Genomic DNA, 4,993 nt, shown 5'->3' with positions numbered 1-4,993 from the left:
CCAGCTGCAGGATACGTATGGTGTGATCATGTTGGCGCTTGTCAATAATCAGCCGATGATCCTGAATCTGAAACAGATGCTTGAACTGTATCTGAAGCATCAGGAAGAAGTTGTGACACGAAGAACGCGTTTTGAATTAAATAAAGCGGAAGAACGTGCACATATTTTACAGGGCTTATTAATTGCTCTTGACCATATTGATGAGGTTATCAGCATTATCCGTTCATCGAAAAATGTTGCAGAGGCCAAAACACGGCTGATGGAAACATTTGGTCTGACTGAGGTTCAGGCTCAGGCCATCGTTGATATGCGTCTGAGAGCTTTGACAGGTCTGGAAAGAGAAAAGATTGAGAACGAATACAATGAACTGATGAAGCGAATCGGCGAATTAAAAGCAATCCTTGCGGATGAAAAACTGCTTCTCGGCGTGATCCGCGAAGAAATTAAGCTTATCCGTGATAAATATGGTGATGACAGAAAAACATCCCTGGGTGTGGATGATGACGAAATTACTGTTGAAGATCTGATCAAACGCGAAAATACAGTCATTGCCATGACTCAGCTGGGGTATATTAAACGTATGACCATGGATAACTTTAGAAGTCAGAACCGCGGTGGCCGAGGCATTAAAGGTATGACGAAGCTGGATGAAGACTGCATTACAGAGTTGATGATGGCAAACACCCATGATTATATTCTGTTCTTCACTAATAAAGGCCGTGTATTCAGACTGAAAGGCTATGAGATTCCGGAGGCATCCCGTATTGCCAGAGGTACAGCACTGATCAATCTGCTGCAGCTTGAGCCGGGTGAAAAGGTAACAGCAACCATTCCGCTTGAAAAATACGAGAATGACAAATATCTTTTCATGGCTACAAAGAACGGTATGGTCAAGAAGACGTCTATCATGGAATACATCAATGTCCGTAAGACAGGCCTTCTGGCTATCGGTCTGCGTGAAGATGATGAACTGATCGAAGTTAAGGTAACAGATGAGTCTGATTTGATTTATCTTGTTTCCCAGAAGGGTATGAGTATCTGCTTCAAGCAGGATAATGTTCGTGCAACAGGCCGTACTTCTATGGGCGTGATCGGCATGGATCTGGATGCGGATGATCTGATTGTCGGCATGCAGGTCAGCAGCCAGGGCGAAGCAGTGCTTATCGTATCCGAAAAAGGTCTCGGAAAGCGAACCATGCTGGAAGAATTTAATGTTCAGAATCGCGGCGGCAAGGGTCTTAAATGCTATAAGATCACAGATAAGACAGGTCTTGTTGTGGGCGCAAAATGTGTCAACGCAGAAGATGAGCTGATGATCATTACAACCGGCGGTATCATTATCCGTATGCCGGTAGAAGGCATTTCTATTTTGAAGCGTATCACTTCAGGGGTTAAACTGATCCAGCTGGATGAAGGCTCTGTAGTTGCAAGTATTGCAAAGATCCGTGAAGATATGAAAGACGATGAGGAGACTTCAGACGAACAGTCAGAAGAGGCCGGGATGATAGAAGAAGTTTTAGAGACCGATTCAGTGGATAATTCTGAGGAAAATGAAACAGAATAGTTGGCTGAATGGTTCTGATTGTGGATAAGTCCTCTGAAAAAAATCAGAAATGTGGAAAAAGGGCCGCAGCATCGTGAAAAAATGCTGCGGCCCTTTGTTTTTGGTATTAACAGTGAAAGCAAAGCATAGCATAGGCTGCCTTTGGAGATAATGGCTGATCAATGCGTATGCGCATCGATATATTCAGTTCGCGTCTTTGAATAAATAATCTTTTGACTGCTGTAAAGACCATAGTATCCGGACAGCATATAACTGACAGCAATGGTAATCAGATAATAGGGCATCCCTTCAAAGCCAAACAGTTCGAAGGAAATCAGCAAGGAGGTAATCGGGCTGTTGGTCACACCGCAGAACACACCGACCATACCGCAGCCGGCGCAGAGAGCAGCAGGAAGACCGAGGATTGGACCGATTACACAGCCCAGAGTGGCACCGATAAAGAACGAAGGAACGATTTCACCGCCTTTAAATCCGGCACCCAGGGTAGCTGCTGTAAAAATAATCTTCATCATAAACGCCCATGGCGGAACAGAGCCTTCAAAGCAGCGAGCAATCATCGGCATGCCGGCACCATTGTAATCAGTGGTATGTAAAAGCAGTGTCAGAAGAACAACAATTAAACCGCCGACAAAAACGCGAAGATACGGGTTGACAATGTATTTCTTGTATGTATGCTCGGAAAGATGCAGGGCAATGCAGAAGACAACACTGATGGCGGCAAAAGCAGCTGCAGCAAGAATTGTCTGACCGACGGTAAGGGCTGTCAGAGCCGGGAGACTTGTAATCGGAAAAACTTCCGGCATAGCGCCAAAATGTCTGGCCAGCATGGAAGCTGTCAGAGATGAAATAACACATGGTACCAAGGCAGAATAATGCATAATGCCGACGCTGATGACTTCCATAGAAAATACTGCGGCAGCCATCGGGGTACCGAATACAGCTGAGAAGCAGGCACTCATGCCGCACATAATCATCAGTTTCTTATCTTTTTCATCAAAATGAAAGGTCTGAGCCAGAAAATCACCGAGACTTCCGCCAATCTGCAGGGCAGCACCTTCACGACCGGCCGAACCGCCGAACAGATGGGTGATCAGCGTTGATACTAAGATTAGAGGTGCTACTTTAACAGAAATATGGTTGTCCGACTGGATGGAGGACAGAACCAGATTGGTTCCGGTATTGTTGTACTGACCGCTTACCCTGTAGAGAAAAATAATCAGCAGACCGGCAAAGGGTAGCAGGTAAATGAGTATGGGGTGAGCGGTTCGGCAGCCGGTCACAAAACTCATGGTATAATAAAAAATTGTTCCGACGGCTCCAACGAGAAGGCCTGTAAAGACGGCCGTAATCAGCCAGCGGATCAGTAAGATGACATTTTTTACAGATGGGGTAAAAAATGTTTTTAAATGTTCGATTTGGTCCTTGAAATTCATCGTTTTATCTCCTGTTAAAGATTTAGTAAAGATAATTTGTAACTGTTCAGAGCCAAGCAAAATTTCAAAAAAGAGGTTAGCTCTGAACAGTTACGATAATTTAATTATAGTGATTGTTGCACTGAAATGCAAGGAAATAAGGGGTTTTGAGCTTATTGACATCAAAAAAACGTCATTATATAATAAATTTATCTGCTTAAAAAGTTACGGAGGAAGCTATGAGAGAAATCAGTTGTAATGCGATTATCAGCAGTATCAAAGAAATGTGTATTCAGGCCACCCATTATTTGTCAGATGACATGAAGTCTGCACTTTACAAAGGTGTGGAGAAGGAAGAATCTCCGCTCGGACGTCAGATTCTGGAGCAGTTGTGCGAAAATTTGACGATTGCAGGGGAAGATATGATCCCAATTTGTCAGGATACGGGCATGGCTGTTGTTTTTGTTGAAATCGGGCAGGAAGTACATATTACGGATGGTGGTCTTGAGGATGCCATCAATGAGGGCGTCAGACAGGGATATGTTGAAGGCTATCTGAGAAAGTCTGTTGTCAGTGATCCGATTGAAAGAGTGAATACTCAGGATAACACACCGGCTATCATTCATTATTCTATTGTTCCGGGCGATAGATTCAGAATCACATTGGCACCGAAAGGATTCGGAAGCGAGAATATGAGCCGCGTTGTCATGCTGAAACCGGCAGATGGTATAGAAGGTGTGAAGAAAGTAATTTTAGAGACAGTTGATCTGGCAGGACCGAATGCCTGTCCGCCGATGGTGATCGGTGTTGGTGTCGGTGGTGATTTTGAAAAATGTGCCATCATGGCCAAGCATGCATTGACACGAGCAGCAGGTGAGCATTCCTCTGTACCTTATGTACGTGCATTGGAGGAAGAGATGTTGGATAAGGTGAACCGACTTGGAATCGGACCGGGTGGTTTAGGCGGAACAGTGACGGCATTTGCAGTGAATATCGAGACATATCCGACGCATATTGCAGGCCTGCCGGTAGCAGTTAATATATGCTGTCATGTGAATCGACATGTGACAAAAGAATTATAGGAGGCGGTGATGATGGACAGACATATAAAGGCACCATTAAATGATGATGAAGTGAAGATGCTGAAAGCCGGAGATTATGTATATATATCAGGTACCATTTATACGGCCAGGGATGCAGCACATAAGAGAATGTATGAAGCCCTTCAGAATGGGCAGGAAGTACCGATGCCCCTGAAGAATAATATTGTTTATTACATGGGACCGTCACCGGCCAGAGAAGGACGTCCGATTGGTTCGGCCGGACCGACAACCAGCAGCAGAATGGATAAGTATGCACCACTTCTCATGGACCAGGGATTAAAGGGTATGATCGGAAAAGGAAAGCGTTCTGCAGAAGTTCGGGAAGCAATTGTGAGAAATGGCGCTGTTTATTTTGCAGCAGTCGGAGGGGCAGGCGCACTTTTATCTAAAGCAGTTAAAAAGGCAGAAGTGATTGCTTATGATGACCTAGGAACAGAGGCAATCAGGAAACTGGAAGTGGAGAATCTTCCTGCAATCGTGGTCATTGACAGCGAAGGCAGTTACTTATATGAAGACGTAGCAAAAAAATATCGAAAAATTTAAAAAAGTTGTTGACAAAAGGTTACAGTACCTGTATAATAACAAATGCTCACTGCAATGACGGTGAGGACTGGAGAAATACTCAAGAGGCCGAAGAGGCGCCCCTGCTAAGGGTGTAGGTCGGGCAACCGGCGCGAGGGTTCAAATCCCTCTTTCTCCGCTGGAACATTTCCAGAAAACTTTGAAAAAACTTTTTAAAAATAAATTTAAAAAAGTGCTTGACAAAGTTTGAAAGAAATGATATCCTATAACGGTCGGTGCAAAACACTGACTAAGAGAAAAGAACATTGATAACTAAATAATAAAACAATCCCGAAAATTCCTAAAAAGAATTTTTAAGAACACAAACCAAAGTAAAACGGGAAGAGATAACA

General features: G+C 44.0%; 4 protein-coding genes and 1 tRNA gene. 4 read left to right on the top strand and 1 reads right to left on the bottom strand.

The annotated features are described in order from the left end of the window. The coding region (locus tag WMO25_RS14755) for a DNA gyrase C-terminal beta-propeller domain-containing protein (protein WP_349085935.1) at nucleotides 1-1,564 on the top strand (1,564 nt) is incomplete at its 5' end. Nucleotides 1,565-1,722: 158 nt separating this feature from the next. On the opposite strand, the gene WMO25_RS14750 is transcribed toward WMO25_RS14755, so the two are convergent. After that, the gene (locus WMO25_RS14750; protein ID WP_349085934.1) at nucleotides 1,723-2,997 is read right to left on the bottom strand and encodes a chloride channel protein; all 1,275 of its coding nucleotides are present in this window, start codon (nucleotides 2,995-2,997) and stop codon (nucleotides 1,723-1,725) included. Between the two features lie 218 nt (nucleotides 2,998-3,215). On the opposite strand from WMO25_RS14750, the gene WMO25_RS14745 reads away from it, so the two are divergent. From WMO25_RS14745 to WMO25_RS14735, 3 genes are all read left to right on the top strand, one after another. Further along, complete coding sequence (locus tag WMO25_RS14745; RefSeq protein ID WP_015512989.1) at nucleotides 3,216-4,058, top strand: fumarate hydratase; 843 nt, start codon at nucleotides 3,216-3,218, stop codon at nucleotides 4,056-4,058. 12 nt (nucleotides 4,059-4,070) lie between these two features. Continuing rightward, entirely contained in the window at nucleotides 4,071-4,622 is a 552-nt protein-coding gene (locus tag WMO25_RS14740) for a Fe-S-containing hydro-lyase (RefSeq protein ID WP_015512988.1), read from the top strand. A 69-nt stretch (nucleotides 4,623-4,691) separates the two neighbouring features. Next, nucleotides 4,692-4,779: transfer RNA gene (locus tag WMO25_RS14735), tRNA-Ser, on the top strand. The last annotated feature ends 214 nt before the right edge of the window (nucleotides 4,780-4,993 follow it).

The sequence above is a fragment of the Coprococcus intestinihominis genome (assembly GCF_040096555.1).
Classification (GTDB): Bacteria; Bacillota; Clostridia; order Lachnospirales; family Lachnospiraceae; genus Coprococcus_A; species Coprococcus_A intestinihominis.
This window is presented reverse-complemented; position numbering and strand designations above follow the sequence as displayed.

Bases quoted from the DNA above. Each gene is read 5' to 3' on its own strand.
- WMO25_RS14745 (WP_015512989.1), top strand. From the start codon at position 3,216: ATGAGAGAAATCAGTTGTAATGCGATTATCAGCAGTATCAAAGAAATG.
- WMO25_RS14750 (WP_349085934.1), bottom strand. From the start codon at position 2,997: ATGAATTTCAAGGACCAAATCGAACATTTAAAAACATTTTTTACCCCA.
- WMO25_RS14740 (WP_015512988.1), top strand. From the start codon at position 4,071: ATGGACAGACATATAAAGGCACCATTAAATGATGATGAAGTGAAGATG.